The 26,228-nt window shown below is 67.7% G+C and carries 29 protein-coding genes; 11 read left to right on the plus strand and 18 right to left on the minus strand.

Annotated features, from left to right (window positions below):
- The first annotated feature begins 5 nt into the window (after positions 1 to 5).
- Positions 6 to 1,115: an NADH:flavin oxidoreductase/NADH oxidase gene (locus B3D50_RS03570; protein WP_286949449.1), complete on the plus strand. Its 1,110-nt coding sequence runs from the start codon at positions 6 to 8 to the stop codon at positions 1,113 to 1,115.
- Here B3D50_RS03570 and B3D50_RS03575 read toward each other — a convergent pair.
- From B3D50_RS03575 to rpsD, 3 genes are all read right to left on the minus strand, one after another.
- On the minus strand, positions 1,091 to 3,463 hold the full coding sequence (locus B3D50_RS03575) for a bifunctional diguanylate cyclase/phosphodiesterase (RefSeq protein WP_286949450.1): 2,373 nt from the start codon (positions 3,461 to 3,463) through the stop codon (positions 1,091 to 1,093). The two genes, B3D50_RS03570 and B3D50_RS03575, sit on opposite strands and share 25 nt — an antisense overlap.
- Before the next feature lie 115 nt (positions 3,464 to 3,578).
- Complete coding sequence (locus B3D50_RS03580; protein WP_286949451.1) at positions 3,579 to 3,974, minus strand: hypothetical protein; 396 nt, start codon at positions 3,972 to 3,974, stop codon at positions 3,579 to 3,581.
- A gap of 162 nt (positions 3,975 to 4,136) precedes the next feature.
- Positions 4,137 to 4,754, minus strand: a complete 618-nt coding sequence (gene rpsD / locus B3D50_RS03585; protein WP_003163593.1) for a 30S ribosomal protein S4 — start codon at positions 4,752 to 4,754, stop codon at positions 4,137 to 4,139.
- 259 nt (positions 4,755 to 5,013) lie between these two features.
- Here rpsD and B3D50_RS03590 point away from each other — a divergent pair, with 259 nt between their 5' ends.
- A complete protein-coding gene (locus B3D50_RS03590) occupies positions 5,014 to 6,483 on the plus strand; it encodes an amidohydrolase family protein (RefSeq protein ID WP_286949453.1) in 1,470 nt (489 codons plus the stop codon).
- Positions 6,484 to 6,490: 7 nt separating this feature from the next.
- On the opposite strand, the gene B3D50_RS03595 is transcribed toward B3D50_RS03590, so the two are convergent.
- Positions 6,491 to 7,447, minus strand: a complete 957-nt coding sequence (locus B3D50_RS03595) for an MBL fold metallo-hydrolase (RefSeq protein ID WP_286949455.1) — start codon at positions 7,445 to 7,447, stop codon at positions 6,491 to 6,493.
- Between the two features lie 56 nt (positions 7,448 to 7,503).
- The gene (locus B3D50_RS03600; RefSeq protein ID WP_286949456.1) at positions 7,504 to 8,118 is read right to left on the minus strand and encodes a superoxide dismutase; all 615 of its coding nucleotides are present in this window, start codon (positions 8,116 to 8,118) and stop codon (positions 7,504 to 7,506) included.
- 194 nt (positions 8,119 to 8,312) lie between these two features.
- On the opposite strand from B3D50_RS03600, the gene B3D50_RS03605 reads away from it, so the two are divergent.
- Both B3D50_RS03605 and B3D50_RS03610 read left to right on the plus strand, forming a co-directional pair.
- A complete protein-coding gene (locus B3D50_RS03605) occupies positions 8,313 to 8,501 on the plus strand; it encodes a hypothetical protein (RefSeq protein WP_269300080.1) in 189 nt (62 codons plus the stop codon).
- Between the two features lie 82 nt (positions 8,502 to 8,583).
- The gene (locus B3D50_RS03610) at positions 8,584 to 8,841 is read left to right on the plus strand and encodes a hypothetical protein (protein ID WP_286949457.1); all 258 of its coding nucleotides are present in this window, start codon (positions 8,584 to 8,586) and stop codon (positions 8,839 to 8,841) included.
- Positions 8,842 to 8,870: 29 nt separating this feature from the next.
- Here the strand turns inward: B3D50_RS03610 and cckA are convergent, their stop codons facing one another.
- Genes cckA through fliQ form a run of 4 tightly spaced genes read right to left on the minus strand, consistent with a single transcriptional unit; the run spans position 8,871 to position 13,140 of the window.
- Positions 8,871 to 10,955, minus strand: coding sequence for a cell cycle histidine kinase CckA (gene cckA / locus B3D50_RS03615; RefSeq protein ID WP_286949458.1), 2,085 nt, complete (start codon positions 10,953 to 10,955; stop codon positions 8,871 to 8,873).
- A 59-nt stretch (positions 10,956 to 11,014) separates the two neighbouring features.
- Positions 11,015 to 12,091 (minus strand): flagellar biosynthesis protein FlhB, encoded by a 1,077-nt coding sequence (gene flhB / locus B3D50_RS03620; protein ID WP_286949459.1) that lies wholly within the window; start codon positions 12,089 to 12,091, stop codon positions 11,015 to 11,017.
- The gene (gene fliR, locus B3D50_RS03625) at positions 12,084 to 12,854 is read right to left on the minus strand and encodes a flagellar biosynthetic protein FliR (protein ID WP_286949460.1); all 771 of its coding nucleotides are present in this window, start codon (positions 12,852 to 12,854) and stop codon (positions 12,084 to 12,086) included. The genes flhB and fliR overlap by 8 nt, the downstream gene beginning before the upstream one ends.
- Positions 12,855 to 12,876: 22 nt before the next feature.
- Positions 12,877 to 13,140 (minus strand): flagellar biosynthesis protein FliQ, encoded by a 264-nt coding sequence (fliQ, locus tag B3D50_RS03630; protein ID WP_003163604.1) that lies wholly within the window; start codon positions 13,138 to 13,140, stop codon positions 12,877 to 12,879.
- Positions 13,141 to 13,332: 192 nt separating this feature from the next.
- Here fliQ and B3D50_RS03635 point away from each other — a divergent pair, with 192 nt between their 5' ends.
- From B3D50_RS03635 to B3D50_RS03645, 3 genes are all read left to right on the plus strand, one after another.
- Positions 13,333 to 14,328, plus strand: a complete 996-nt coding sequence (locus B3D50_RS03635; RefSeq protein ID WP_286949461.1) for an OmpA family protein — start codon at positions 13,333 to 13,335, stop codon at positions 14,326 to 14,328.
- Between the two features lie 70 nt (positions 14,329 to 14,398).
- Positions 14,399 to 14,989: a GTP cyclohydrolase I FolE gene (folE, locus tag B3D50_RS03640; protein ID WP_269300075.1), complete on the plus strand. Its 591-nt coding sequence runs from the start codon at positions 14,399 to 14,401 to the stop codon at positions 14,987 to 14,989.
- An 82-nt stretch (positions 14,990 to 15,071) separates the two neighbouring features.
- Complete coding sequence (locus B3D50_RS03645) at positions 15,072 to 16,217, plus strand: acyltransferase family protein (RefSeq protein ID WP_286949462.1); 1,146 nt, start codon at positions 15,072 to 15,074, stop codon at positions 16,215 to 16,217.
- Here B3D50_RS03645 and B3D50_RS03650 read toward each other — a convergent pair.
- On the minus strand, positions 16,214 to 16,597 hold the full coding sequence (locus tag B3D50_RS03650; RefSeq protein WP_286949463.1) for a VOC family protein: 384 nt from the start codon (positions 16,595 to 16,597) through the stop codon (positions 16,214 to 16,216). The two genes, B3D50_RS03645 and B3D50_RS03650, sit on opposite strands and share 4 nt — an antisense overlap.
- Before the next feature lie 145 nt (positions 16,598 to 16,742).
- On the opposite strand from B3D50_RS03650, the gene B3D50_RS03655 reads away from it, so the two are divergent.
- A complete protein-coding gene (locus B3D50_RS03655; RefSeq protein WP_286949464.1) occupies positions 16,743 to 17,714 on the plus strand; it encodes a hypothetical protein in 972 nt (323 codons plus the stop codon).
- Between the two features lie 93 nt (positions 17,715 to 17,807).
- On the opposite strand, the gene B3D50_RS03660 is transcribed toward B3D50_RS03655, so the two are convergent.
- Both B3D50_RS03660 and B3D50_RS03665 read right to left on the minus strand, forming a co-directional pair.
- Positions 17,808 to 18,011: a cold-shock protein gene (locus B3D50_RS03660; RefSeq protein ID WP_003163611.1), complete on the minus strand. Its 204-nt coding sequence runs from the start codon at positions 18,009 to 18,011 to the stop codon at positions 17,808 to 17,810.
- A gap of 368 nt (positions 18,012 to 18,379) precedes the next feature.
- Complete coding sequence (locus B3D50_RS03665) at positions 18,380 to 19,477, minus strand: serine hydrolase domain-containing protein (RefSeq protein ID WP_286949465.1); 1,098 nt, start codon at positions 19,475 to 19,477, stop codon at positions 18,380 to 18,382.
- Positions 19,478 to 19,572: 95 nt separating this feature from the next.
- Here B3D50_RS03665 and ppk2 point away from each other — a divergent pair, with 95 nt between their 5' ends.
- Positions 19,573 to 20,316: a polyphosphate kinase 2 gene (gene ppk2, locus B3D50_RS03670; protein WP_286949466.1), complete on the plus strand. Its 744-nt coding sequence runs from the start codon at positions 19,573 to 19,575 to the stop codon at positions 20,314 to 20,316.
- A 6-nt stretch (positions 20,317 to 20,322) separates the two neighbouring features.
- Here ppk2 and B3D50_RS03675 read toward each other — a convergent pair whose 3' ends face one another.
- The 3 genes from B3D50_RS03675 to B3D50_RS03685 all read right to left on the minus strand — a co-directional run bounded on the left by B3D50_RS03675 (position 20,323) and on the right by B3D50_RS03685 (position 22,534).
- A complete protein-coding gene (locus B3D50_RS03675) occupies positions 20,323 to 20,961 on the minus strand; it encodes a hypothetical protein (RefSeq protein ID WP_286949467.1) in 639 nt (212 codons plus the stop codon).
- A gap of 78 nt (positions 20,962 to 21,039) precedes the next feature.
- Positions 21,040 to 22,221: an MFS transporter gene (locus B3D50_RS03680; RefSeq protein WP_286949468.1), complete on the minus strand. Its 1,182-nt coding sequence runs from the start codon at positions 22,219 to 22,221 to the stop codon at positions 21,040 to 21,042.
- Between the two features lie 97 nt (positions 22,222 to 22,318).
- Positions 22,319 to 22,534, minus strand: a complete 216-nt coding sequence (locus tag B3D50_RS03685; RefSeq protein ID WP_286949469.1) for a DUF4287 domain-containing protein — start codon at positions 22,532 to 22,534, stop codon at positions 22,319 to 22,321.
- Positions 22,535 to 22,656: 122 nt separating this feature from the next.
- Between B3D50_RS03685 and B3D50_RS03690 the strand changes: the two genes are divergently transcribed.
- Positions 22,657 to 23,676 (plus strand): UbiA family prenyltransferase, encoded by a 1,020-nt coding sequence (locus tag B3D50_RS03690; RefSeq protein WP_286949470.1) that lies wholly within the window; start codon positions 22,657 to 22,659, stop codon positions 23,674 to 23,676.
- A 25-nt stretch (positions 23,677 to 23,701) separates the two neighbouring features.
- Entirely contained in the window at positions 23,702 to 24,544 is an 843-nt protein-coding gene (locus B3D50_RS03695; protein ID WP_286949471.1) for a DUF3298 domain-containing protein, read from the plus strand.
- A gap of 7 nt (positions 24,545 to 24,551) precedes the next feature.
- Here the strand turns inward: B3D50_RS03695 and B3D50_RS03700 are convergent, their stop codons facing one another.
- From B3D50_RS03700 to B3D50_RS03710, 3 genes are all read right to left on the minus strand, one after another.
- On the minus strand, positions 24,552 to 25,481 hold the full coding sequence (locus B3D50_RS03700) for an alpha/beta fold hydrolase (protein WP_286949472.1): 930 nt from the start codon (positions 25,479 to 25,481) through the stop codon (positions 24,552 to 24,554).
- Positions 25,482 to 25,607: 126 nt separating this feature from the next.
- Positions 25,608 to 25,805 carry a helix-turn-helix transcriptional regulator gene (locus tag B3D50_RS03705; RefSeq protein WP_003163619.1) on the minus strand — a complete coding sequence of 66 codons (198 nt, stop codon included), beginning with the start codon at positions 25,803 to 25,805 and terminating at the stop codon, positions 25,608 to 25,610.
- Complete coding sequence (locus B3D50_RS03710; RefSeq protein WP_286949473.1) at positions 25,805 to 26,212, minus strand: hypothetical protein; 408 nt, start codon at positions 26,210 to 26,212, stop codon at positions 25,805 to 25,807. Before B3D50_RS03710 ends, B3D50_RS03705 begins: the two co-directional genes overlap by 1 nt.
- Positions 26,213 to 26,228 lie beyond the last annotated feature (16 nt).

The raw sequence follows: 26,228 nt of genomic DNA on the forward strand, positions 1-26,228 counted from the left end.
CCTGCATGAGCCTGCTGTTCACCCCGTACGCCGTCGGGCCGCTGACGCTGAAGAACCGCATCGTCATCGCTCCCATGTGCCAGTATTCCGCCATAGACGGCGTCCCTCAGCCCTGGCACGCCCAGCATGTGGCCAGACTGGCTCTGTCGGGCGCCGGACTGGTGGTGATCGAAGCCACGGGCGTCGAAGCGGCCGGCCGCATCTCCTGGGCCGACACCGGCCTGTGGAACGAGGAGCAGGAAGCCGCCTTCGCCCGGATCATCCGCGACATCCGCACCTATTCGGAGACGCCGATCGGGATTCAGTTGGGCCATGCCGGACGCAAGGCGTCGACCAATCCGCCGTGGATCGAGCGTGGCGGACCGGCGCCGGCGGACAAGGCGTGGGAGACCTTCTCCGCCTCGGCCCAGCCCTATCGCCACGACTGGCATACGCCGACCGCCCTGGACCAGCAGGGCATGGACCGCGTGGTCGCTGCCTTCGTCGATGCGGCCGAGCGCGCCGACCGCGCCGGTTTCGACCTGGTCGAACTGCACGGCGCCCACGGCTATCTGCTGACCCAGTTCCTGTCGCCGCTGTCGAACGAACGGACGGACGAGTACGGCGGCTCACTGGAGAACCGGATGCGCTTTCCCCTGCGTGTCGCACTGGCCCTGCGCGACGCCTGGCCCCGAACCAAGGCCCTGGGCGTCCGCTTCAACGGTTCGGACTGGACCGAGGGCGGGATCACCCCGGACGAGGCCGCCGCCTTCGGCCAGGCCCTGCACGAGATGGGCTATGACTATCTGCATCTGACCAGCGGCGGCAACGTCGCGACCGCCCGCATCCCCGGCGACCAGCCTGGCTATCAGCTCCCCTTCGCCGAGGCGGTCAAGGCGACGGTCCCCGAGGCCAGCGTCATGGCCGTGGGCATGATCGTTACGCCGCAGCAGGCCGAGGCCGTGCTGACCGAAGGCAAGGCCGACCTGATCGCCGTCGCCCGCGCGGTTCTGGACGACCCGAACTGGGGCCATCACGCCGCCGTCGCCCTGGGCGCGGAAGAGGCCCTGCCCGTCCAGTATGAACGGGCGGGCGCCGCGTACTGGCCGGGTTACGCCGCCGTGCACTCGACCTGAGGCCCGGCGGCTTCGGTCATCGCGACCCGGGCCGCGCCGTGGTGCAGAGCGTCAGCTTCGGGTTGGGGCCGACCCAGCAGATAGCCCTGCACCTCATTGCAGCCCTGGGCGCGCAGGAAGGCCAACTGCTCGGCGGTCTCGACGCCTTCGGCCAGCACGGGGATCGACAGGCTTTCGCCGATGGTCAGAACGGCGCGGATGATGGCTCGCGACTGCGGCGCCTCGCCGTCCAGTTCGGTCATGAAGGAGCGGTCCAGCTTGATCTTGTCGAAGGGGAAGGCCTTCAGCGTCGACAGCGAGGAATAGCCCGTGCCGAAGTCGTCCATGGCGATGGTCACGCCCAGCGCCTTCAGCTGACGCAGCACATGGGTGGTGCGCGCCATGTCGGTGATCATGGCCGTCTCGGTGATCTCCAGCTCCAGGCGCGACGGCGCAAGGCCGGTCTCCAGCAGGATCTGATGCACCAGGCGGGGCAGATCGACGTGGCTCAACTGCACCGGCGACAGGTTGACCGCGATGCGATGCGGCTCGTCCCAGGCGGCGGCCTGACGGCAGGCCTGACGCAGCACCCATTCGCCGATCGGCAGGATCAGACCGTTCTCCTCGGCCACGGGGATGAAGTCGGCCGGCGAGATGTAGCGGCCTTCATCGTTCTTCCAGCGCAGCAGGACTTCATAGCCCGTCGCCTTGCCGGTCTCGACCGAGGCCTGGACCTGATAGTGCAGTTCGAACCGCTCGTTCTCGAGCGCCTCGCGCAGGGCCTGGGTCACGCGGCGCCGGGCGCGGACCGCCTGGTCCATGTCGGCCTCATAGAAGCAGATATCCTGGGTCAGCGAGGCCTTGGCCCGGTACATGGCCAGGTCGGCGTTGTTGATCAGGGTGGACACGTCCTGGGCGTCTTCCGGCCACAGCGAGACGCCGATGCTGGCGCCGCATGACACATCGGCATGGTCGAGCGTCACGGTCTGGATCACAGCCTGACGCAGGCGCTCGGCCACCGCGCGGGCTTCGTCGCGGGTCGCGACCGAGGCCAGGGCCAGGAACTCGTCGCCGCCCTGGCGCGCGATGAACTCGCCCTCGCGCAAGGCGCCCTTCATGCGTTCGGCGATGATGCACAGAAGCTGGTCGCCGACCGCGTGGCCGTAGAGGTCGTTGACCTCCTTGAACCGATCCAGGTCCAGGGCGAACAGGGCCAGGCTCTCGCCCTCGGCCGCCGTCTGTTTCTGGCGCGTCAGACGCTCCAGGAAGGAGGCTCGGTTGGGCAGGCCGGTCAGGCTGTCGTTGCGGGCCAGGTGGGCGATGCGACGTTCCTGGGCCATGCGGGCGCGCAGGTCGCGCACGGCGTAGATCATGGTGCGGCCGCGCGCCGTCAGGTCGCGACGGGCCGACAGTTCGACCGGAATCTCCTGGCCGCCGGCCATCAGAATGGTCTGGGTCACAGCGCCGTCATCGAGACGGTGGGCGTCCTGCACCCAATCCCCCAGATCGGCGCCGATCAGGCTGTCACGGTCGGTTCCGGCCAACTCGGCCAGGACTTCGTTGACGGCCACGATGACGCCGTCGCGCTCGATCGCCATGCCGTCGACGCCGGTCTCGAGCAGGTACTGCAGCCGCTCGCGGTTCAGCGCCAGGGCTTCCCGATCCAGGGCGTGGCTGGCGGCGCCGGCGCCCAGCACCAGCAGACCGACGCCGGCGACGCCCAGCGCCAGCACATGGCGCGCGTCCTCGCCCGTCAGCATGCCGTCCAGCGGTCCCAGCGGAATGACGGTCATCGCCGCCATGGCCGTGAAGTGCAGACAGACGATGCCCAGCACCATGGCCGCCCCGCCTTTCAGCCGCGCGAAGCGTTCTTCGGTCGAGGCCAGGCGGAAGGCCAGGGCGCCGAACGTCACCGAACCGATGATGGAGATCGCCAGATAGACGGCCGACCAATGCACCACGCCCTCGACCGACAGGGCGGCCATGCCGACGAAGTGCATCCCGGCCACAGCCATGCCGAACAGGGCGCCGCCCGCCTCGACGGCGAAACGGCGGCGCATGGAAGCCGTCGCCAGGGCCAGGCCCACGCCCAGGATCGCCACCGCCAGGGAGACGCCCGTCAGCATCGGCTCATAGGCCGTCTCGACGCCCGGTCGATAGGCGATCATGGCCACGAAATGAGTGCACCAGATCGTCGCCCCGCCAGCGACCGCGCCCAGGAACAGCCACGAAAGGCGCGACAGCCCTCCGTTTTCGCGGACCCGCCGCAACAACCCTGTGGTGATGAAGCTGCCCAGCAGGCAGATCAGGGCAGCCAGGGCCACGAGCCCCAGATGGTGCTCGTTAGTCAAACAGGTCAGGACACGCATGGAAGACGCCGGAGGAAACAAGGAGTCCGGCGTCCTAAAGCCCAGGCGTTAACCCTGGCTGTTTCGATATGAATAATGAAGTTTGAAAAAAACGACCCTTAAGCCGCCTCAGCCCTTACTGGCTGACGACCACGGCCTCGCCGTCCATCATGTAAGGGTTGTTGACCAGCACGTTGGCGCCGGACGGAAGGCCCAGTTCCTGAAAGGTCCACTCCATCTGCACCCCGCCCCGAACCGGACGGCTGCAGCGATCCTCATCCAGACGACGCAGGGTGATGACCGCCGAATCCTTGAGCTGGGTGATGAAGGGCTTCACGTCGCTCTTGTCGGTGCAGCCGTTCGAGCTGACGCGGAACACAGCTAGATCGCGCGTGAAGGCGGCCGCATGGATCGGCTCCAGCTGCCCCGGCATGCCCTCGGTCCGCACCAGGGCGCCCGGCTGCGAGGCGCACCCGGCCAGGGCGGCGACAGACAGCGCCGCAGCGACGCAGAAAGCGATCCGATATCTCATCTCGGCCTCCTGCGGCTCGATCCTGACAGCGAGGGCAACATGCCTTGGTTTGGCCCAAAAGGGAACCGCCGCTGCGCCTGATTAAAAAAGAGGCCCCGGCGAGCCGGAGCCTCTTTTCTTGTCTTGAACCACGACCCGACGGATCGGGCGGGATCGTCGAACTTACGAGGAGTAGTATTCGACGACCAGGTTCGGCTCCATCTTCACCGGATAGGGCACGTCGGACAGTTCCGGCACGCGGCCGTAACGGACCGAGAAACCACGATCGCCCAGTTCCAGATAGTCAGGCAGATCACGCTCGCTCGACTGCTGGGCTTCGAGCACCAGCGCCATGTTGCGCGACTTTTCCTTGACCTCGACGACGTCGCCGACCTTCACGCGGTACGAACCGATGTCGACCTTCTTGCCGTTGACGGTGACGTGGCCGTGCGAGACGAACTGACGGGCGGCCCAGACGGTCGGCACGAACTTGGCGCGGTAGACGATGGCGTCCAGACGCGATTCCAGCAGACCGATCAGGTTTTCCGAGGTGTTGCCCTTGCGACGGGCGGCTTCAGCGTAGGTCGCCGCGAATTGCTTCTCGGTGATGTTGCCGTAGTAGCCCTTCAGCTTCTGCTTGGCCTTCAGCTGCAGACCAAAGTCCGAGACCTTGGACTTACGGCGCTGGCCGTGCTGGCCGGGGCCGTAGGAACGCTTGTTGACGGGAGACTTGGCGCGACCCCACAGGTTTTCACCCATGGCCCGGTCGAGTTTGTACTTGGCGCTATGGCGCTTGGACATGTGTCACTCTTCATCATGATGCGGCCCGGCTGCTCCCCGATTGGAGCGGCGATCTCAACGGCGGTCCACGCATCGTCCGTAATGGACATCGCGCCTCGGGCGAAACCCGGTGCGAGAAGGCCGGGCTTATGAAGGCGACGGACCCTGGAGTCAATGTCGGCGGCCTCTGCTCCTAGATGACAGAAAGGAAACTTGAGCCTGAAGCCGCTGTTCGTGCAGTTGCCGCCGACAAGAAGAAACGACTCGGGAGGCCATCGGCATGACACGCAAACCCTGGCTCACGGCGGCGGCCCTGGCCGTTCTGGCGGCGACGGCGGCGCAAGCGCACGACGCGAACCGGCCCTCCGCCCTGGTGGTCTCAGGCCGGGTTATCGACGGCTCGGGCGCGGCGCCGATCGTCGGAGGGCGGGTGGTGGCCGTGGACGGCGTCATCACCTGTGTCGGCCGCGCGGCCGACTGCCCGACGCCGCCCGGCGCCGCCGTCATCGACGCCGGCGACGGCAGCATCATACCCGGCCTGATCGACCTGCACGTCCACCCGCGTCCGCACTACTACGGCTGGTTCCTGGCTTCGGGCGTGACCACGGTGCGGTCCGCCAACACCACAACGGAGATGGCCCGCGCCCTGAACGACCTGCCCGCGCCGCACGCGCGGCTGGTCTGGGCCGGGCCGATGCTGGACGGCGAGAACAGCATCATCAAACGCTTCTACCCCGAGGCGACGCCGGACGCGCCCTCGCCTGCGCGCGCCGCCGACGGTCCCTCGCTGGATGGAGTAGAACTGCTCATCGCCGCGACGCCCGAGCAGGCCGTCGCCGCCGTCGACGCCCTGGCCGCTGAAGGCGCCGACTGGGTCAAGCTGTACGAGCAGCTTCCGCCCGACGCCTTCGCAGCCGCCGTCCGACGCGCGAAAGACCTGGGGCTGCCGACGATGGCCGACCTGGGCATGGTCTCGACCCGCGGCCTCAGCGGCGCCGAAGTCGACCTGCTCCAGGCCGCCGCCCTGGGCCTGGACAGTCTTGAACACGCCAGCGGCGCGGCCCTGGCCTATCGCCGGCTGGGTGGCGACCTGGAGGCGGAAAGCCTGGATCCTGCGCTGATCGATCAGATGGCGCGCGCCCTGCTGTCGACGGATACGGCGCTGATCCCCACCCTGTCCGTCTTCCATTTCACCGCCGAGACGCAGTCGCCCGATCCGGTGCTGACCGATCTGCCGCTGGGCGATGCGGCAGGGACGGTCCGCGACGGCCTGGATCAGCAATGGCGCGGCGTTCATCAGCATTTCCACGCCAATGCCGAGAGCAACAGCAAGGCGAGGCGGGACGCCCGCGTCGGCGCAGCCGTGGCCCTGCGTCTGGCCCAACTGGGCGGCCGCATCGGCGCCGGGTCGGACACGCCGGCCGGCGCCTACAACCTGCCCGGCGGGGGCCTGCACCTGGAGATGGAGCTGATGACCCGCGCAGGCCTCAGCCCCCTGCAGGCGCTGTCGGCCGCGACGGGAACGGCAGCCGACATCCTGAAGCGCGACGACATCGGCCGCATCGCCGTGGGCCGCCGCGCCGACCTGCTGATCGTCGACGGCGACCCGTCGCGGGACATTCGCGACACGCGCCGCCTGCGCCACATCGTTCTGGACGGCCGCGCCTATGCGCCCGACGCCCTGAAGCGTCAGGCGATCACGGACGGCGAGGCGCGGCTGGCGGCGCTTCTGGCGGAAGAAGGCGACTGAGCGCCGATCAGGCGGCGGGCGCCGCCTCCGCGACCCAGACGTAGCCCTCGCCCCGGCGCTCGATCCGCCCCAGACCCGGGAAGGGGAAGTGAACGCCGTACAGACGCAGCCGTTCGGTCGCGCCGCGCTTGAGGATATCCTGGCGCGTCGCGGCGCCTACAACGCGGTCGTTGTCCCAGACCAGGGCCAGGTCGGGACGAGGCACCGAGATGATGGAGCTGTGCAGGGCGTCGCCGAGATAGAGCAGACGCTCGGAGCCGGAGGCGATCTCATAGCCGGAGTGACCCGGCGTGTGCCCCTTCAACGGCACGGCGCGGATCGAAGGCGTGACCTGCGCGCCCGGCTGGAAGGTTTCCACCTTCGACTTAATGGCCGCCACCAGAGGCCCGGCGCCGTGCGCTTCGGCGTCCGCCTGGGCCGCGTCCCATTCCGGCGCGCTCATGCGGATCACCGCATTGGGAAAGACCAGGGCGCCCTTGGCATCGACCAAGCCGCCGACATGATCGCCGTGGGCGTGGGAGATCAGAATGTCCGTCACCTGGGCCGGGTCGACGCCCGCAGCCCGCAGCGAACCGACCAGCAGATTGGCCGTGCCCATCTGACCGCCCGCCCCGGCGTCGATCAGCACCACGCGATCGCCGTCGCGCACCAGCAACGGCTGCACCGGCAGATGGACCGCGTCCGTCGGCGCGCCGCCCGCCGTCAGCAGGGCGGTGATCTCTTCGGCCTTGGCGCCGGCTTCGACCCACGGAGTTTGCGCCACCGGCACGACGATCTCGCCGTCCCGCAGGGCCGCCAGCTTCAGCTCGCCCACCGTAAAGGGACGCACGTCAGGCGAGGCCGCGGCGACGACCGCCTGTCCCTGCCCCTGTTCGCCGGACCTAGGCTGCTGCTGGCAGGCGCCGGCGCCGATCAGAAGGCCCAGCACAAGCCCCGAAGCGGCCAGTTTCAAATATGGAGTCATCCTCGCCCCCGAAAGAAAAAACGCCCCGCCGGGATCGGCGGGGCGTCTGGTCTGCATCAGCCCTTGGCGGCTTCGTACAGTTCGTTGACCTTGTTCCAGTTCACCACCGACCAGAAGGCCTTCAGGTAGTCGACCCGGCGGTTCTGGTACTTGAGGTAGTAGGCGTGCTCCCACACGTCGGCGGCCAGAAGGACGGCGCCCTTCTCGGCCGCGTCGTCCATCAGCGGGTTGTCCTGGTTCGGGGTCGAGGTGACCTTCAACTTGCCGTCCTGAAGGATCAGCCAGGCCCAGCCCGAACCGAACTGACCGGCGCCGGCGGCGTCGAAGTCAGCCTTGAACTTGTCCATGCCGCCCAGTTCGGCGTCGATCTTGGCGGCCAGTTCGGCCGAGGGCTCGCCGCCCGCGCCGACCGGGGCCAGCAGCTCCCAGAACAGGCTGTGGTTCCACACGCCGCCGCCGTTGTTGCGGATCGACTTGGGCAGCTTGGACATGATCGCGAAGATTTCTTCCAGCGACTTGCCCTGCGCCTCGGGCGTGGCGTCGACGAACTTGTTCAGGTTGTCGACATAGGTCTGATGGTGCTTGTCGTGGTGGAAGGTCATCGTCTCCTTGTCGATGGCCGGCTCCAGCGCGTCATAGGCGTAGGGCAGCGGGGGCAGGGTGAAGGCCATGGGAGACTCCTCTTTACGGCGTTTGATTCCTCTGGACCCTATCTAGGGCCGCGCGCGCCATACCCAAGCCTTGAACGTCGCCTTTGTTCATAATTCTCGGGGTGAAACCGCTTTTCGGAACCCAAAGCGCGAAACAGCCGTTTCCCGAACGCCCCAGACCCTCTTTTCAGGTCGCTTATTCAGGAGGATGCGTCGTGCCTGATCGCGCCTCTTCGCGAAACGCCCTGCTGTCGGACGCCGAAGCAGAAAGCCTACGCCTGCAACTGCTGGAAGTGATTCCGCGCCTTCGCCGCCATCACCTGCTGGACCTCGCCGACACCCTGCATGAGGCGGCGCGGGAACGGCGTATGGGCGAGCCGCATCAGTTCGACGTAAGAATTTAGGGTTCTCCCGTCACAGCCGAAGCTTGTTCAGCGCCTGAAATCAGGTAAATTCGCTGAACGAGAAATTGTGAAGAGGCCCATCATGTTCCGGCTCCGCGTTATCCTGGCGGGTCCATTGATGCTGTCCGCCTGTTCGACAGACGCGCTTGAACCAGGGCGCACCGCGGACACCCTCGCCGCCGACACTCAATGCCGCACCACGCGGCAGCCGGATGGCGGTTTATCCGTCAACTGCATTCTGTGGGAGCGGACCACGACAACAACGACCACCACAACGACCCTGCCGAACGGGGAAACCGTCACAACAGTGCAACGCACACAAACCCGCGACGATCTCTAGAGGCAGGCCAAGCGTCGCTTCTTAAGCGATCAGCCCGCGTGCAGTTCCTGCTTCACCCGTTCAGCCAGGGTCTTGATGTCCAGCGGCTTTGGCAGGAAGGACACCCCGACTTCGTCCTGCAACAGGTCCGAAAAGTCGCTTTCGGCGTAGCCCGAGATGAACATCACGGGGGCGTCTCCCAGGAAGGGCCGCGCCTTGCGCAGCAGCGAAGGTCCGTCCAGCCCCGGCATGATGACGTCCGAGATCAGCATGTCGATCTGGCCCGCCCATTCCTCGGCCAGGATCAGGGCCTCCTCGCCGTCAGCGGCCTCGATCACCTCATAGCCGCGCTGGCGCAGCAGGCGGGCGGCGATGCCGCGCACGGCGGCCTCGTCCTCCACGAACAGGATGCGGCCCGCGCCCGACAGGTCGCGCGGCGCCTTGACGGCCTTTTCGACCACGGGGGCCTCGACCAGCTCCTCGGCGGTGGCGGCGGGCAGGAAGATGCGGAAGGCGGCGCCCGTGTTCTCCAGATTGGCGACGGTAATGTGCCCGCCCGCCTGCTGGGCGATGCCGTAGACGGTGGCCAGCCCCATGCCCGTGCCCTCGTTCACCGCCTTGGTGGTGAAGAAGGGCTCGAAAATCTTGTCCAGCAGGGCCGTCGGCACGCCGGGGCCGGTGTCCGACACCTCGATCAGGGCGACTTCGTCCGTCGCCTCGCGCCAGCCCATGTCGCGAGCCTGGGCGCCGGTCAGGCGGCGGGTCTTGATCGTAACCACGCCAGCGCCGGGTTCGACCACGCCGCGCATGGCGTCGCGGGCGTTGACGGCCAGGTTCATCACCGCCGTCTCCAGTTGGCTCTTGTCGGCCAGCACCAGCGGCAGGTCACGGCCGTAGTCGGTCTCCAGACGCACGTCCTCGCGCAGCAGGCGACGCAGCAGGACGGCGAACTCGCCGACCAGCTCGCCCAGATCCAGCCGCTCGCGCCGCACCGTCGACTTGCGCGAGAAGGCCAGCAGCTTGCGCACCAGATCGGCGGCGCGGATGGCCGTCTGGCGGATCTCGTTCAGCCCCTCATAGGAGGGATCGCCCACGGGGTGACGTTCCAGCAGGCCCGACAGTTGCAGTTGTATCGCCGTCAGCAGGTTGTTGAAGTCGTGCGCGACCCCGCCCGCCAGCTGGCCCACGGCCTGCATCTTCTGGGCCTGCGACAGCTGCAGCTCCATCGACTTCTGCGCCGCCACGTCGAACAGCCAGACGCGGCGCCGATCGCCTTCGGGCGCGACATAGAGGTGCAGTTGCCGATCCGGGTGGGCGCGGGCGATCAGTTCGATGGGGCCGGACGATCCGGCCTCCAGCTTGGTTCTGGCCTCGGCCACGCCCGCCGGGTCGAACAGATGGCCGAAGGCGGCGTCGCCCGAGGCCGCCGGGCCGGTCAGCAGGGCCAGCGCCGCGTTCGGCTCCTCGACCCGGCCCGCGAACAGGTCTTCGCCGCCGATGACGGCCGAGCCGAACGGCGCGCCGGCGGCCATGGCCCGCGCCTCGCCGGTCGGGGCGGCGGGCTGGGGCGCGGCGGGCGCGGACGGCGCCAGCGGCAGGACCGCCTCCGGCGCGGCGCGGACGAGGAAGCGCCCCTGCCCCGCCTGGCCGATCAGCACCTCGATCTCGCGCGCGCCGATCTGGACGATGGCGCGGCCCTGATGCCCCTCGCGCGCCTGGGCGAAAGCCATGTAGAGGGCCTGGGCGGACTTACCGCCCCCCTTGCCGGCTCTGGGCAGGGTGGTGACGGTCCCGTTCTCCTCGGCCCAGGCGGCGTTATAGGCCAGCACCTGTCCTGACGGCTGCACCAGGGCGGCGGGCTCGGCCATGGCGTCCAGCATCTCGACCGCCGTATCGCCTGAAGGCGAGCGACGCTCTGACCGGCCGAACGCCGACAGCCAGATCAGCGCCGTCGCCCCCGCCGCGAAGATCAGGATCAGCCCCGGCGCGGTGAAGGCGCTGGCCCGGAACGTCGGATAGGCGATGGCCGCGATCGCCAGGGCGAAGCCGACCGCCATCACGACCAGCCACGGATCGAAGCGCGGGCGGCCCGCGATTCTGGTCTTCTGGCGGTCTTGCGGTCGGGAAATGGTCATGGCGTCTCGCCCGCGCGAATCAGGGTTCGTCAGCATACGCCGTTCCTCCGCCGTCGCCTTCATCGCCGCTTCCTTTGCTGCATGACGAAGCCGATGACCTTGGCGGCAGCCTCGAAATGTTCGCGCGGGATGACGCCGTCCACCTCGACCGCCGCATAGAGGGCGCGGGCCAGTGGCACGTTCTCGACGATGGGCACCTTGTGCTCCCTGGCCACCTCGCGGATGCGCAAGGCCAGGGCGTCCACGCCCTTGGCGACGCAGACCGGCGCGCCGTCGCCCTTGTCCGGCTCATAACGCAGGGCGACTGAATAGTGGGTCGGGTTGGTGATGATGACGGTGGCGTCCGGCACAGCCTGCATCATCCTCTGGCGGCCGCGCTGCATGCGGATCTGACGCAGCTTGGCTTTGACGTGCGGGTCGCCGTCGGACTGTTTGAAGTCTTCTTTCAGCTCTTCCTTGGTCATCCGCATCCGCTTGGCGAAGCGCATCCGCTGCCACAGATAGTCAGCCCCCGCCGTCAGCGACAGGAAGACCAAGGCCGACAGCATCAGCGCCAGCGCCAGATCGCGCGCGAACGGCAGGATCATCGCCGGGCTCATGGCGGCCAGGTTCTCGAGCTCGCGCGCGTGAGGCTTCAGCACCCACCAGCAGACGGCGCCGATGGCGACCAGCTTGATGAAGGTCTTGAGGAACTGCACCAGGCCGTCCGGGCCGAAGATGCGCTTGAAGCCCTCCAGCGGATTCACCTTGGACCACTTCGGCTTGACCTTGTCGGCGGTGAAGATGAGGCCCGACTGGGCCAGATTGCCGCCGACCCCGCCCAGGATGACCGCGAACATCAGGGCCGCCAGGAACGGCGCCGCCGCCCAGACGGCGTGCATGCCGATCTCGACGCCGCCGCCCGCCTCCAGCCCGCCGATCATGGCGTGCGGCTGGGCCAGAAAGGGGGTCAGCGCCTCGGCCATCTGCGTCGAAAACCAGCCGCCGCCCGCCAGCAGTACGCCGGCCGCCCCGGCCAGAGACAGGGCCGCCGCCACGTCCGGCGACTTGGCGACGTCGCCCTTTTTCCGCGCCTCTTCGAGTTTTCGCGGGGTGGCGTCTTCTGTTTTCGACTCGGGATCGGGGCCGTCAGCCAACGGCGCCTCCCGTGAAGAAGGCCGCCACCGAACGGTAGCGGTCGATGAAGACGGTCCCTACCACGCCCAGGCTGAGCGTGAACACCGACAGGCCCAGGATGACGCTGAGCGGCGCGGCGGCGAAATAGACCTGGAAGCTGGGCATGACCCGCGCCACCAGACCCGAGGCCAGGTTGAAGATCAGGGCGAAGACCAGCACCGGCGCCGCCAGCTGCACCCCGAGCATGAAGCTCTGGCTCAAGGTCTTCACCGCCATCTGGGTGAAGTCCGATACGATCAGCGGCTTGGCCGGGGCGATGGCCTCATACGATCCGACCATGCCGCCGATGAACAGGTGATGGGTGTTGGTGGCGAACACCAGGGTCACGCCCAGCAGCATCAGAAAGGCCGAGAGGGTCGTCCCCGGCTGGGCCTGCAGCGGATTGGCGGTCTGGGAGAAGCCCAGCGTCGTCTGCAGGGAGACGATCTCGCCCGCCGTGGTCAGGGCGGTCATGAAGCTGCGCAGAATGGCGCCGATGGCCAGGCCGGTCAGCACCTCGCGCATCACCCAGCCGACGGTGGCGCCCAGGGTCGCGGGCAGCGCCGGCAGGCTGGCGCCTACGATGGGCCACAGCGCCAGCGACAGCACCAGGGCCAGCGACAGACGGACCCGCGGCGGCACATAGGATTCGCCGAAGCCGGGCAGCATCATCAGGATCGCGCCGACACGCGCGAAAATCAGCCCCCCGGCCCAGACCTGTTCCGCCGTGGCGTAAGGCTCCATGTCCCTGCCCTACAGCCTCGCCCTACATGCCCGCGATGCGGGCGGCGATCTCGCGCATGAAACCGCCCAGCAGCGCGCCCATCAGCGGCAGGAACAGCAGCAGCGACACGAAGATGGCGATGATCTTGGGCGCATAGACCAGGGTCTGCTCCTGGATCTGGGTCAGGGCCTGAAACAGGCCGATGGCCACGCCGACCACCAGGGCCACGATCAGGGCCGGCAGGCACAGCTGGATCGTCAGCCACAGGGCGTCGCGACCCACATCCAGAACTTCCGCGCCGCTCATCGCCGATCCCCGAAGCGCCCCGAACACACGCACGGGACAGTGGGCAGAAAATGCCGACAGGATGGTTAACGCGACGTTAGGACGATGCAATGAGACCGATGTTGCGGTCGATGCCGGCTCATTCGATTGACAACAGCGGCGACTAGACGAACGTTTTCACCCTCCCCCCGATCAACGCCTGAAGGATGCCTCATGAAACCGTTCCTGCGTCTCGCCTCCGTCCTGACGATCGCGACCTCGGCCTTGCTGGTCGCCGCGTGCGACAACAAGGCGCCGGAACAGACTGAAACGGCGACGGCTCCGGCCGAGGGCGCCTCGGCCGCCGCCGCCGGTCCCTTCGACGTGAACAGCGTGGCCCTGTCGACCGCCAGCCTGGGCGACTTCCCCTATCTGCGCCTGCCCGAGGGCTACAAGCCGCAGAACAGCGAGGCGCACGACTTCGCCGACTTCCCCTTCTGGACCGGCGCCCGGTTCGAAATGATCGAAGGCCGCGTTCATCAGACCCAGATCACCAACGACACCGGCAAGAGCTTCTCGCGGCTGGAGCTGCTGCGAAACATGGAGCACGCGCTGAAAGAGGCGGGCGCCGTTCGCATCTTTGACGGCCAGATTCCCAGCGACGCCGCCCACGCCCTGCCCGAGGCGGTGCAGATGGCGTCCCTGAACGGCATCGGCGACATCTATAACGGTCCGTCGCAGACCTGGGTGATCCGCCAGGCGGACCGCACGGTCTGGGTTCACCTGTATGTCGGCAGCGCGCAAGGCTCGATGGCGGTGGTCGAGGCCAAGGCCCTGGCGCCGACTGCCGGCCTGCTGCCGGCCGGCGAACTGGCGCGCAAGATCGCCGCCGACGGCCGCGTCGCGGTGCCGGTCGAGTTCGCGCTGGACAAGGCCGACATCCTGGACGCCTCGCGCCCCCAGATCGACGCCATGGCCCAGATGCTGAAGGACGAGGCGGGCCTGCGCCTGTCCGTCGAGGGCCACACCGACAACACCGGCGCGCCCGCCCGCAACCGTTCGCTGTCCGAAGAACGCGCCCGCGCCGTGGTCGCCGTCCTGACGCAGCAGGGGATCGACGCCAAGCGGCTAGAGGCCAAGGGCTTCGGCGCCGACAAGCCTGTAGCCGACAACGCCAGCGACGAGGGCCGCGCCCGCAATCGCCGCGTCGAACTGGTCCGCCTGCCCTGATCGGGGCAGAAGCCGTTTTAAACAGCGGCGCCGTTTCCAAAACCTGTGCAGGGGAGGTATGCAGCCTGTCATGAGCGACCAGACCCCCTCCTCCCCCGCCGTTTCCCAGGAAGAAGCCGAAGCCGCCGTCCGCACCCTGATCCGCTGGGCCGGCGACAATCCTGCACGCGAAGGCCTGATCGAGACGCCCAAGCGCGTGGCCAAGTCCTATCGCGAGCTGTTCCAGGGCTATGAAGTCGAACCGCGCGACTATCTGGAGAAGACCTTCGAGGAGGTCGGCGGCTACGACGAACTGGTCGTCCTGAAGGACATCCGCTTCGTCAGCTTCTGCGAGCATCACATGCTGCCGGTGGTGGGCAAGGCGCACGTCGCCTATCTGCCGACCGACCGCGTCGTCGGCATCTCCAAGCTGGCCCGCGTCGTGCGCGGCTACGCCCGCCGCCTGCAGATCCAGGAGAAGATGACGTCCGAGATCGCCAACGCCATCCAGGACGTACTGCGCCCCCACGGCGTCGGCGTGGTCATCGAGGCGGAACACAGCTGCATGACCATGCGCGGCGTGGACGTTCCGGGCGCCAGCCTGACCACCAGCTGCCTGCTGGGCGCCGTCCGCGAAGACCCGCGCACGCGCGAGGAATTCCTCCGGCTGGTGCGAGGATAAAAGATCCTGCCCTCCTTCTCCCCGTGAGAAGGAGGGCCACGGCCCCGTTCTTGCGTAACAGCATTCGAACAAGGGGGTCGTGATGCTGCAGAACGTGTTTTCGTCCCGGAATGAGCCGCCGCCGATCATGCGCGGCGGCTGGCTGGACGCGCTGCGTTTCATCGTGGCCGCCCTGATCATCCTGCATCACTTCCAGATGTCGGCGCCCGTCCCCCTGGCCGAGGGGCTGCATCCCGTGTTCGAGCGGGGCGGCTTCCTGCTGACCAACTTCTTCCTGATCGACAGCGGATACGTGCTGATGCGGGTCTATGGCCGCGCGGTCGGCTCGGGCCGGATGTCCAAGACCGACTTCTTCATCAAGCGGGCCTTGAGGGTGTATCCGGCGCACCTGATGGTGCTGGGCCTGCTGGTGGCGCTGGTGCTGGCGGCGACCGCCGCGGGCATGCCGCCCAGCCATCCCGAGTGGTTCGCCTGGGATCAGCTTCCCGCCCAGGCGGCCCTGGTGCAGTCGTTCGGCGTGCACGGAGGCCTGGGCTGGAACGCCCCGACCTGGTCGATCTCGGCCCTGCTGGGCTGCTACGTCGCCTTCCCCTTCGTGCTGCGGGGTCTCAGCCGGATCGGGCCGTGGACGGCGCTGATCCTGGTCGTCGTCGGCTATCTGGCCGCCAATGAGCTGAGCTGGGCGATCCTGAAATATCCCGTCTATCAAATGCCGCTGAACCTGGGCATCTGGCGGGCCCTGCCCCTGTTCATCCTGGGCATGGGGCTGGCCTGGTTCGCGCAAGGCGTGTGGATCAACGCCCGCGTCGCCGGCTGGGCCGGGGTGCTGGCCGCCGTCGGCCTGGCTGTGGCCCAGTATTTCGACAAGAACGCCCTTCTGTCGCTGGTCTTCATCTCCATCATCATCCTGGCGGCGGGCGCCGTGCCGACCAAGCGGCCGTCGAAGCTGGTCGAGGCGGCGGCCATGGTCTCCTTCTCCATGTTCATCTCGAACGAGGTGGTGCGCATCGCCTGGTTCGGCCTGGCCGAGGCCTTCGCCGACAAGCTGGCGCTGGGCGAGGCCTGGCGCTGGGGCCTTTGGGTTCTGGGCGTGCTGGCGGCCTTCGTCTTCGCCTTCGGCCTGCACTATCTGATCGACCAGCCGATCCAGAACCGCATCCGCGCCTGGCTGAAGGCGCGCGGCAAGGGCGCCGCCGTCAGCCAGCCGGTCGTCTCTCTGGAGGGCTAGGCCCCGCCCGCGCCGCCGACCAGGTGCAGGATGTTGCCGTCCGGATCCTTGAACCAGGCCAGACGCAGCGGCCCGGCGACATGGACATCGCCGTCATGCGCCATGCCGTCATAGCGTTCAAAGACGACGCCCTTGGCTTTCAGGCTGGCGACGATGTCGTCCACCTCAACCCCCACGTCCCACATCACGGCGTTGGCCTGGTTGGTCCCGGCGAAGTCCGAGCGGTAGACCGTCAGCCAGGTGTTCCCGGTGCGATAGCCCAGCACCCCGTCCATGCCGGTGTCCGCCAGGTTCAGACCCAGCACGTCGGAATAGAAGGCCCTGGCGCGCTCCAGATCCTTCACCGCAACGATGGCCGAAGAGTTCTTGTCCTTGAGCATGGTATTTCTCCCTTGTGGGAAGACAACCAACCGCAGGCGAGGTCGATCCCTGCCGCGTCGTCCGCGCTTAACATTACCGGCGTTTCATTTGACACAGAAGTCGTGTCGGTTCTCCTTTTCCGACCCCTTGAGAGCAGGAAAATCTATGCGCCGACTGGCTTTGACGATCACCTTGGGCCTCAGCCTGATGGCGACCGGCGCAACGGCCCAATCAGGATCATCGCCGATCCAGTTGGAAGACAGCGACGTCGCCCGTTTCTGGACGGCCTACGACGCCGTCCGCGCGGAAACGTCGCCGGAGGCCCAGAAGGCGGCGTTCCAAAGGCTCTATATCGACGCCGGAACGCCAGGCCTGACCGCCTTCATGGAGGCCAAGGGCTATACGGCGGACACCTATCTTCAGGCCATCCGCGCCTATCCGGCCTATTGGGACTCGGTGCGGCCTCGCACGGCGCTGGCCGCCGGCGCCCTGACGCGGCTCGAGGGGCATCTGGAACGGTTCCGCGCCCTCTATCCCGAGTTGCGCCCGGCCGGGATCTATTTCGAGGTCGGCGCCTTGCGCTCCGCCGGAACGACGCAGGCCGACAAGGTTCTGCTTGGCGTCGAAATGGCCACCGGCGACGAGAGCGTCGACACCTCCGAGATGCCGGCCGGACTTCAGCGCTTCTTCGCCTCCTACTTCGCCAGCAAGCCGCTGGAGAACCTGGACCTGCTGGCGGTGCATGAGGTGGTCCACACCCAGCAAGAAGGCGAGCGCCCCAACCTGCTGGCCCAGGCCGTCTATGAGGGCGTGGCCGACTTCGTCGCCGAACAGGTGACGGGCCGGATGCCCGACCTGGCCTATGTGACCTATGGCCCGGCGCATGACGCGGCGATCAAGGCCGCCTTCCGCCAGGATATGGCGGGCGAGGACTTCAGCGGCTGGCTCTACAACAGCGCCGACAATGTCTTCGGCGTCCGCGATCTCGGCTACTACGTCGGCTATGCGATCACGCGCGGCTATCATGATCGCGCGCCGGACAAGGCGGCGGCGCTGAAGACCATGCTCGAACTGGATTACTCGGACCCGGCAGCTGTCCAAGCCTTCGTAGACGCCTCGGGCTATTTCACCGATTAACCGCCGAGCAGAACAGCGAGGCTCAATAAAAAAGACGCGGAGGTCGCCCTCCGCGTCTTCTTCTTTTTCACGAACCAGAAGGTCCGTAAGGCCTTAGAGGAGCTTGAGATCCACGGCCGAGGTCTTGCCGCGCTGGGTTTCCAGCTCGTACTCGACCTTGGCGTTGTCATCGAGACCCACCAGGCCCGCCTTTTGCACGGCGGTGATGTGGACGAAAACGTCCGCGCCGCCCGTGTCGGGTTGAATGAAGCCGAAGCCCTTCGTGGGGTTGAACCACTTGACCGTGCCGGTCGCCATATTGCGTCTCCGTAAACGCGCTTTTCCAGGCGGACGTCCTAGCAGGATCGCCCGTCAGCCCATCTGGACAAGCTCGTTCAGGCGAAGGAGCAAGACGCGGGTTTGGACCCCACGTGAAATCCGGACTGCGGCGATGTTGTCACCCGACTATCCACAGCGGTCAACTGTAAAGCGAAACCGAGCCGACAGGCTTTACAGTTAATTTCGCCGCGACGCGCGCAGCTTGCGCTTCTTGGCGTCCAGCCGACCACGCACCGACGCGCAGTGATGGGATCCGACGACTGCACATGGCCGAACAGACGACGTTCCGCCCCGTGCAAACACCGAAGAAACGCCGCTCCTGAAGCGCACAAGCGACTATGTCGGGCTCAGATACGCAGCATTTCCATAGCCATGGCCTGACAGGCCGGGCCGCCGCGCCCGCCGTCGTTGGACAGGCCGAAGACGGCCCGGCCGCCCGCCGGATCGACCAGGGCGATGGCGCGCCACAAGGTGTTCGAGCCCTCATGCGCGATTACAGGGCCCTTGGCCCACGGCTGGGGCAGCAGGACGATCCAGCCATGCGCGTAGTTGCGCCCCTCGCCCGGCGTGACGAGACGCCGCACCGTCTCCGGCTTCAGCCAGCCGCCGCCTTCGGTCAGGAAGACCTGCAGAAAGCGGGCGTAGTCGGTCGCCGTCATGTGAACCGTGCCCGCCGGGCCGAGCGCCAGAGGATTGTCCGAACCCGGATCGACCGGGTCCATCGGCACGGCCGTCTCGCCCATGCGGCGGTGCCCCCAGGCGTTGTCGCTTCCAGCCGGCGCGCCGAACCCCGCCGAGGTCAGGCCCAGGGGGCCGAACACCTCGGCCTGCATGGCCTCTTCCCATGAGCCGCCGGTGACGGCCTCGATCGCCGCTCCGACCAGAACATAGTTGGCGTTGCCATAGACGAACGCCCCGCGCTCGCCAGACGGCGGGGCGGCCAGCGCCTTCTCGACGATGGCGCGGCGCTGTGCGGGCAGGGATTGAGGGTCAGCGCGGGCGGTCATCAACCAGGCCATGCCCATGACCGCCTCGTCCTTCAGCCCCGCCGTGTGGGTCATGAAGTCGTCCAGCGTCGCGCCGTCCCAGCCCGCGTCGATCGTCAGGTCGGGAAAGGCTTCAGCCAGCGGCATGGCCCAGCGCGCCCGTCCCTGCTCGACCAGGCGGGCGAACAGCGCCGCCGTCATCGCCTTGGTGTTGGAGCCCAGGTGCCAGCGGTCGTCCGTCGTCGCCGGATCGTCCCCTCCCGCGCGCCGCACGCCGCGCACGCCGGACCAGGCCAGACCTTGAGCCGTCACGACCCCGCCCGCCAGGGCGATCGGCCTGACCCCGTCGAAGGCTGTCGTCAGGGCGGCGTCGAACGCTCCTTCGCCTTGGGCGCGCGCCGCCGATGGCGCGACTGCGGCCGCAGCGCCGACGGCCAGGACATGACGACGATTGATCATTTTCGGCTCCTTTTGCGTTGCACCCTGAACGGCGAGGCTGGCGACGCCAGTGAATTCGCCGCAAGGTTAGTCGATCGCGACACAAGGACACGCCCATGGCCAAGGACGACTACGCCGACATCCTGGAAGCCCTGCAGATCCAGATGGTCGAGACCCAGGCCTGGGCCATCGAACAGGGGCTGAAGGTCGTCATCGTCTTCGAGGGGCGAGACGCCGCCGGCAAGGACGGGGCGATCAAGCGCATGACCGAATACATGGCCCCGCGCCAGACGCGCGTCGTCGCCCTGCCCAAGCCGACCGAGCGCGAAACGACGCAATGGTATTTCCAGCGCTACGCCGCCCATCTGCCGGCGGCGGGCGAGATCGTGATCTTCAACCGCTCCTGGTACAATCGGGCCGGGGTCGAGGCGGTCATGGGCTTCTGCACGCCCGAGCAGCATGAGCGCTTCCTGCACGACGCCCCGCACTTCGAGCGGATGCTGACCCAGTCGGGCGTCATCCTGATCAAGCTGTGGCTGGACATCAGCCGCGGCGAACAGGCCCGCCGCCTGGAGGAGCGCGTCGACCATCCGCTGAAACGGTTCAAGGTCTCGTCCCTGGACGCCGAGGCCCAGGCCCGCTGGAGCGCCTATTCCGCCGCCCGCGACGAGATGCTGAAGCGCACGCATCTGGACTATGCGCCCTGGACCGTGGTGGCGACGGATCAGAAAAAGACGGCGCGGCTGAACATCCTGCGCCATGTCCTGCGCCGCCTGAACCGCCCCGGCCTCGAGTGCCGCGAGCCGGACCCGTCGGTGGTCTTCTCCGCCGATGAGGCGAAAGAGCGGCTGGCGGAATAGGCCTCTTCAGCCGCCGAACAGCCGCCGGTTCTTGTCGATGAAGGCGCGCATGGCCCGCACCAGCGGCCCGCCCTGGCGCCCTTTCAGATAGGCCCAACCGGCGCCCGCCCCGATCAGGGCGCCGATGGAATCCACGATCAGATCCCACATGGTGTCGACCAGGCCGGACTTCTGGGTGTTGAGGCCGAACACCTGGTCCAACATGAACTCCCAGATCTCCCACAGGGCGCCGATGGTCACGGCGAAGCAGAAGGCGAAGAAGGCCACCGTCAGGGGCGCGGCTTTCAACTGGCGGCCCTGCACCAACATCAGCATCAACAGGGCGCCGACCAGGCCGAAGGCCACGGCCGAACCGCCGTGCAACACCACGTCCCACCACCAGTAACGCTCGTAGAAGTCGCCCATCTCGCCCAGGAACAGGGTGGCGCACAGGAAGACGGCGATGGCGGTGACGAAGCCGATCGGCAGGTTCAGCCCGATGCTCGGCGCCAGCCAGAACGGAATCAGGGTCAGTAGAAACGTCCCGGCGCCGACGAAGGTGACGCTGAACTCGCCGGTCAGGAAGCCCCCGACAGCCGCGCCCAGCAGCACCAGCCAGGTCAGGGCCAGCAACCAGGGAAATGGGGGCTTGGTGCGTGTCGTCATCCGTCCTGTCCGACCGGCGGCTGTTCCTGGCGGTCGAGCCTAACGGGACGATCCCGACGCGCAAGCCCGCCGTCGCACCTAGCGGCTGCCTGCCATCTGAAGCCGCATCCAGCCGGCGACGCCCAGGACGCAGACAAGGCTCAGCACCGCCCCGACCGCAAAAGTCGCCTGCGGGCCGAAGCCGTCCCACAGCAGGCCCGCCGCCACATTGCCCGCCAAGGCGATCAGGCCCGAGATCAGCGCGAACAGGCCGAACGCCGAGCCGCGCAGATGGGCGGGCGCCGCATCGGCGATCAGGGTCATCAGCAGGCCTTGCGAAAAGCCCATGTGCAGCCCCCACAGCGCCACGCCCAGGTAGAAGACGACCTGATCGCTCGCCAGCGCCAGCGCCACGTCGGCGGCGGCCAGGAAGATCAGGCTGAGCAGCAGCAGGGAGGTGCGGCCGATGCGGTCCGACAGCGCCCCCACCGGGAAGGCGGCCAGGCCGAACACCAGGTGCAGCAGGACGATGGCCGCCGGCGCGAAGGCGGCGGGAACGCCGACGTCCAGCCCCTTCATCAGCAGGAAGGACTCGCTGAACCGCGCCAGGCCGATCACCGCCGTCAGGGTGATCATGGTCCAGGTGGCGGCGTCCAGACGCAGCGCCCCCTTCAGGCTCGGCGGCTTCCTGGCGCCCTCGTCGGGACGCGGCGGGTCGGACACGCCGCCGACCAGCAGGGCCACGGCCAGGAAGGCGGGGATGGAGGCCAGCCAGAACACCGCCTTGATGTCGTTCGCCAGCACCACCATCAGCCCGATCGCCAGCAGGGGGCCGACGAAACCGCCGACCGTATCCAGCGATTTTCTCAGGCCGAAGGCGCGTCCCCGAATGTCCGGCGGCGTCACCGCCGCCACCAGGGCGTCGCGCGGAGCGGTGCGGACGCCCTTGCCGATCCGGTCCACGCCCTTGGCCAGCAACACCCCCTCGACCGAGGCCGCCAGAGGGAAGATCGGCTTGGACAGGGCCGCCAGCCCATAGCCCGCGACCGCCAGCCACTTGGGCCGCGAAATACGATCCGACCAGAAGCCCGACAGGAACTTCACCGCCGTCGCCACGACGACGGAGAAGCCTTCGACCAGACCGATCATCACCGCCGAAGCGCCCAGCCCCACCACCAGATAGATGGGCAGAAGCGTCTGGATCATCTCTGACGAGACATCCATCAACAGGCTGACGAGGCCCAGAATCCAGACGCTGCGGGGGATGGAGCTGCGAGCCATTCGCGCCCAGTGGCGGATACGGCGGTCACTGTCCAGCCTGGGCCGCAAACTTCATAAATCTGCGACTTCGCCTTTCCGCCAGAGGGCGGTCAGAGCGCTATTTCAGTCCGTCTTCCGCCAGGGTGTGCGCCACAAGGGCGTTGGCGTGGCCGTGTCCCATGTCGTGCTCGTTCTTCAACATGGCGACCAGGTCCATGTGCTTGGCCGGGTAGCCGGCGCGAATCTCCGCCATCCACTCGGCGACGGGGCGGCCGTACTTCTTCTCGATGGAGGGGAAATAGGACGCTGGGCCCTTGATCGGCGCTTCGGTCATCGGCGGCTCGCTTCTGTCTGATCGCAAGTAAAGACGGCGCGGCGAGCCGATGCAATCGTTTGGAGACGCGGTTCGAAGCCCCCTCTTCACCCGCAGCGTCATCAAGGTCTAAGACGGTCCGCATGAACACAGCCCCGCTTCCCGACGCCGCCGGCCAGAACTGGGTCGACCGCCATGCGCCCGAGCGGCTGAAGCCCTGGCTGAAGCTGGGCCGCTTCGACCGGCCGATCGGGACGTGGCTGCTGCTGCTGCCCGGCTGGCAGGGGATCATGCTGGCGCTGAACCAGTATGACCGGCCGTTCGGCGGCTATGAGCTGTGGCTGGTCGTCGGCTTCGCCGTCGGCGCGGCCCTGATGCGCGGGGCGGGCTGTGCGGTGAACGACATCGTCGACCGCGACTTCGACGCCCAGGTGGCCCGCACCGCCCTGCGCCCCATTCCGGCGGGTCAGATCAGCGTCAAACAGGCCTGGGCCTTCGTCGGCGGCCTCAGCCTCATCAGCCTGTGCATCCTGCTGACGATGAACCTGACGTCGGTGCTGCTGGGCGCCCTGTCGCTGGGGCTGGTGGCGGCCTATCCCTTCATGAAGCGCATCACCTGGTGGCCGCAGGCGTGGCTGGGCCTGACCTTCAACTGGGGCGCCCTGTTGGGCTTCGCTGCGGCGACGGGGGGGCTGTTCGCGCTCGGTTGGCTCTATGTCCTAAGCGTGAAGGCCAGCGGGGACAGCTACTGGATGGCCGAGGGCCTGAACCGCATGGGGAACCTCGCCCTGTCCGCGGGCCTGCTCTACGCGGGCGGCGTCTTCTGGACGCTGGGCTACGACACCATCTACGCGCTTCAGGACATCGAGGACGACGTCATGGCCGGGGTGAAGTCCTCGGCGCGGGCGCTGGGCGGCAAGGTCAGGGAAGGCGTGGCCGTCTTTTACATCCTGGCCGTAGCCCTGGCGGGCGCCGCGGGCTACGTCGCCGGTCTGGGGCCGGTCTTCTATGTCGGTCTGGCGCTCTACGCCCTGCATTTCGTCTGGCAGGTGCGGCGGTTGCAGCCGGACGATCCGAAACTTTCCCTGCGTCTTTTCAAATCAAATCGCGCTGCGGGGTTGATCCTTCTGGCCGCCATCGCGTTCAACGGCCTAGCTTTCTGATCGAACCGTTCCAAAGGAGCCCGGCATGATCCCTTCGCGCCCCCTTCGCGTCCTTCTCGTCACCGCCGCCGTCGCGGCCTCGCTCGCCGCGTGCCAGCGCAATGAGAAGAAGGAGACGCCCGCCGCGCCGGCCGCCTCCGCCCACGCCGTCGAGGGGCCGCTGAAGTACGACAGCGCCACGCCCTACGCCAAGGTCAGCCTGAGCCTGCCGGAAAACGTGCTGTCCTATCCGGCGCTCTACACCCCGCTGTATCGCGACGAGGTGGCCAAGCTGAAGGAATACGCCGAGGGCGCCCAGGCCGACCGCACGGAGGCCGGATCGCCCGAAGGGATGCCGCCCTATGAGAAGACCATCGTCTACGGCGCCCCGATCGAGACCGGCCGCCTGTTCAGCCTGATGCGGACCGACTTCGACTATTCGGGCGGCGCCCACCCGAATACAGTCGCCACCGGCCTGCTGTGGGACAAGACCGAAGGCCGCCGCATCGCCGCCGCTGACCTGTTCGCCGACAAGGCCGACAAGACCGGCCTGGAGCGCGCCCTGTGCCAGGCGGTGAACACCGCCAAGACCAAGCGTCCCGGCGCCACGCCCGTCTCGACCAGCGGCGAGATGTGGGCCTGCCCCAAGCTGAAGGACGTCGCCGTGACCCTGGCGCCCGGCTCGGTTCCGGGTAAGGCGGGCGGCCTGACCTTCCTGCTCGACGCCTATGCGGTCGGCCCCTATGTCGAGGGCGCCTATTACCTGACCCTGCCGCTGTCGACTTTCCAGAGCGCCCTGTCGCCGGAGTATGCGGGCGAGTTCGCGGGCGCCCCGACCAAGGCGGGCGACGTCACCGACGACCTGCGGCTGAAGGCGCCCGCCGCCTGATCCGCGATCAGTCTTCGCGCTTCAGGAAGACGTCGACCAGGGCGTCCAGCCGGTCAGGCTGATCGACCATGATGAAATGCCGGGCGTCGTCGACGCGTTTCAGCGTCACGCCCGGCAGGGCGGCGTATTCGCGGCTCCACAGGGCGTCGGCCATGGCGGCGGGCGCGCCGCCGTCCGCGTCCGAGGCGTAGACCGCCCAGACCGGCGTGGTCATGGCCGCCAGACCGGGGCGCGCGTCGGTCGTCATCACCTCGCGGATCGCCGAGGCCATCGCCTGACGGTTCGAGGCCATCGACCAGTCGACCATGGCGGCGCGCCCAGCCTCGTCGCGCATCATACCGACAGCGGTGCGTTCCTGCTGGACGCGAAAGGCCGCTTCGTCCGCGCTCAGGATGGAGGCGGCGGCCTGATCGGCGAAGGGCCGCGCCGTCTGCGGCGTCACCTGCGGGCCGAACATGGCGCTGAAGAAGGGCAGGCTGTCGACGCTCATCACGCGACTGACCGCCTCAGGACGCTGCTGCGCCAACAGAAGGCCGCTGAGCCCGCCCATCGAATGGCCGATGACGGCGGGTCGGTTCAGCGTCGCCGCATAGCACGTCAGTTCATCGACGACCGGCTGGACGAAGGCGCCGTCGCCGTGCGTCCACGCCTCGCCCGCGAAACCGGCCAGTTGCACCAGATGGACGCGATGCGTCGCCGACAGACGCCGGGCCAGCGGCCGCCACACCTCGCGCGATGAGGCGAAGCCGGGGATCAGGATCACGTCCGGCCCCTGCCCCATCACCTCGACCGACAGCCGATCGGAGACGAAGGCGGACGCCTCGGCGCGGGCCGGTTCGGCCTGGGCTGGGGAGACGATGCTGGCGGCGCTGAAGCCGACGGCGGCGGCCAGGATGAAGGCGCGCAGTATCTTGGCGGGGGCGGAGATCTTGGTCATGGCGTTTCCTTGGTGTGTTGGACCTGCCCGCGGTTCAGCGCGCAGCAGGGTTCGCCCCTCGGATCAGGCCCGAGGATGAGGACGATGAAGCGAAACAGGCGAGTAAGGTTTTCCTGACTTTACGCGTCAGGCGTGCGGGTTCTCGAAGATGTCCTCGACCGGCCGCTCGAACAGGGCGGCGATGCGATAGGCCAGGTCGAGCGAGGGATCGTGCTTCTCGGTCTCCAGGGCGTTGACCGCCTGGCGCGACACCCCCAGCGCCTGCCCCAGCTGCTCCTGGGTCCAGTTGCGCTCGACGCGCAGCAATTTCAGCCGGTTCTTCATCAGTGCGACGACCGAATGAAGGGCGAAACCAGGCCGAAGGCCGCCCAGAACAACGGATAGATCAGCCAGGCCGGCAGATGCGGCGCCCCGGCGAACGTCTCGCCGAAACCCCAGAAGGTCGCCGCCGCCATCGCCAGGCCGGAGGCGATGATGAACTGTTTGGCCGTGACCATGCGCACGAACTCATCGCTTTCTCGCATGAGCGACAGCGTCGCCCAGATCTGGCCGACGACCGGAGCGGCCACGGCCGCCGCCAGCACCCACCCCGCAGGCCGCCCCATCACCCCATCGAAGGCGTCGGTCGTCATCATCGCCACGCAGATCGCCACATAAGGGACCATGAAGGCGAAGGTCCGCAGAACGTAGCGACGCCCCGCGGGGGTCTGTTGTTTGGAGAGGATCAACATGGCAGGCGCTCCTGAC

It is taken from the genome of Brevundimonas sp. UBA7507, from assembly GCF_002478355.1.
GTDB lineage: Bacteria > Pseudomonadota > Alphaproteobacteria > Caulobacterales > Caulobacteraceae > Brevundimonas > Brevundimonas diminuta_D.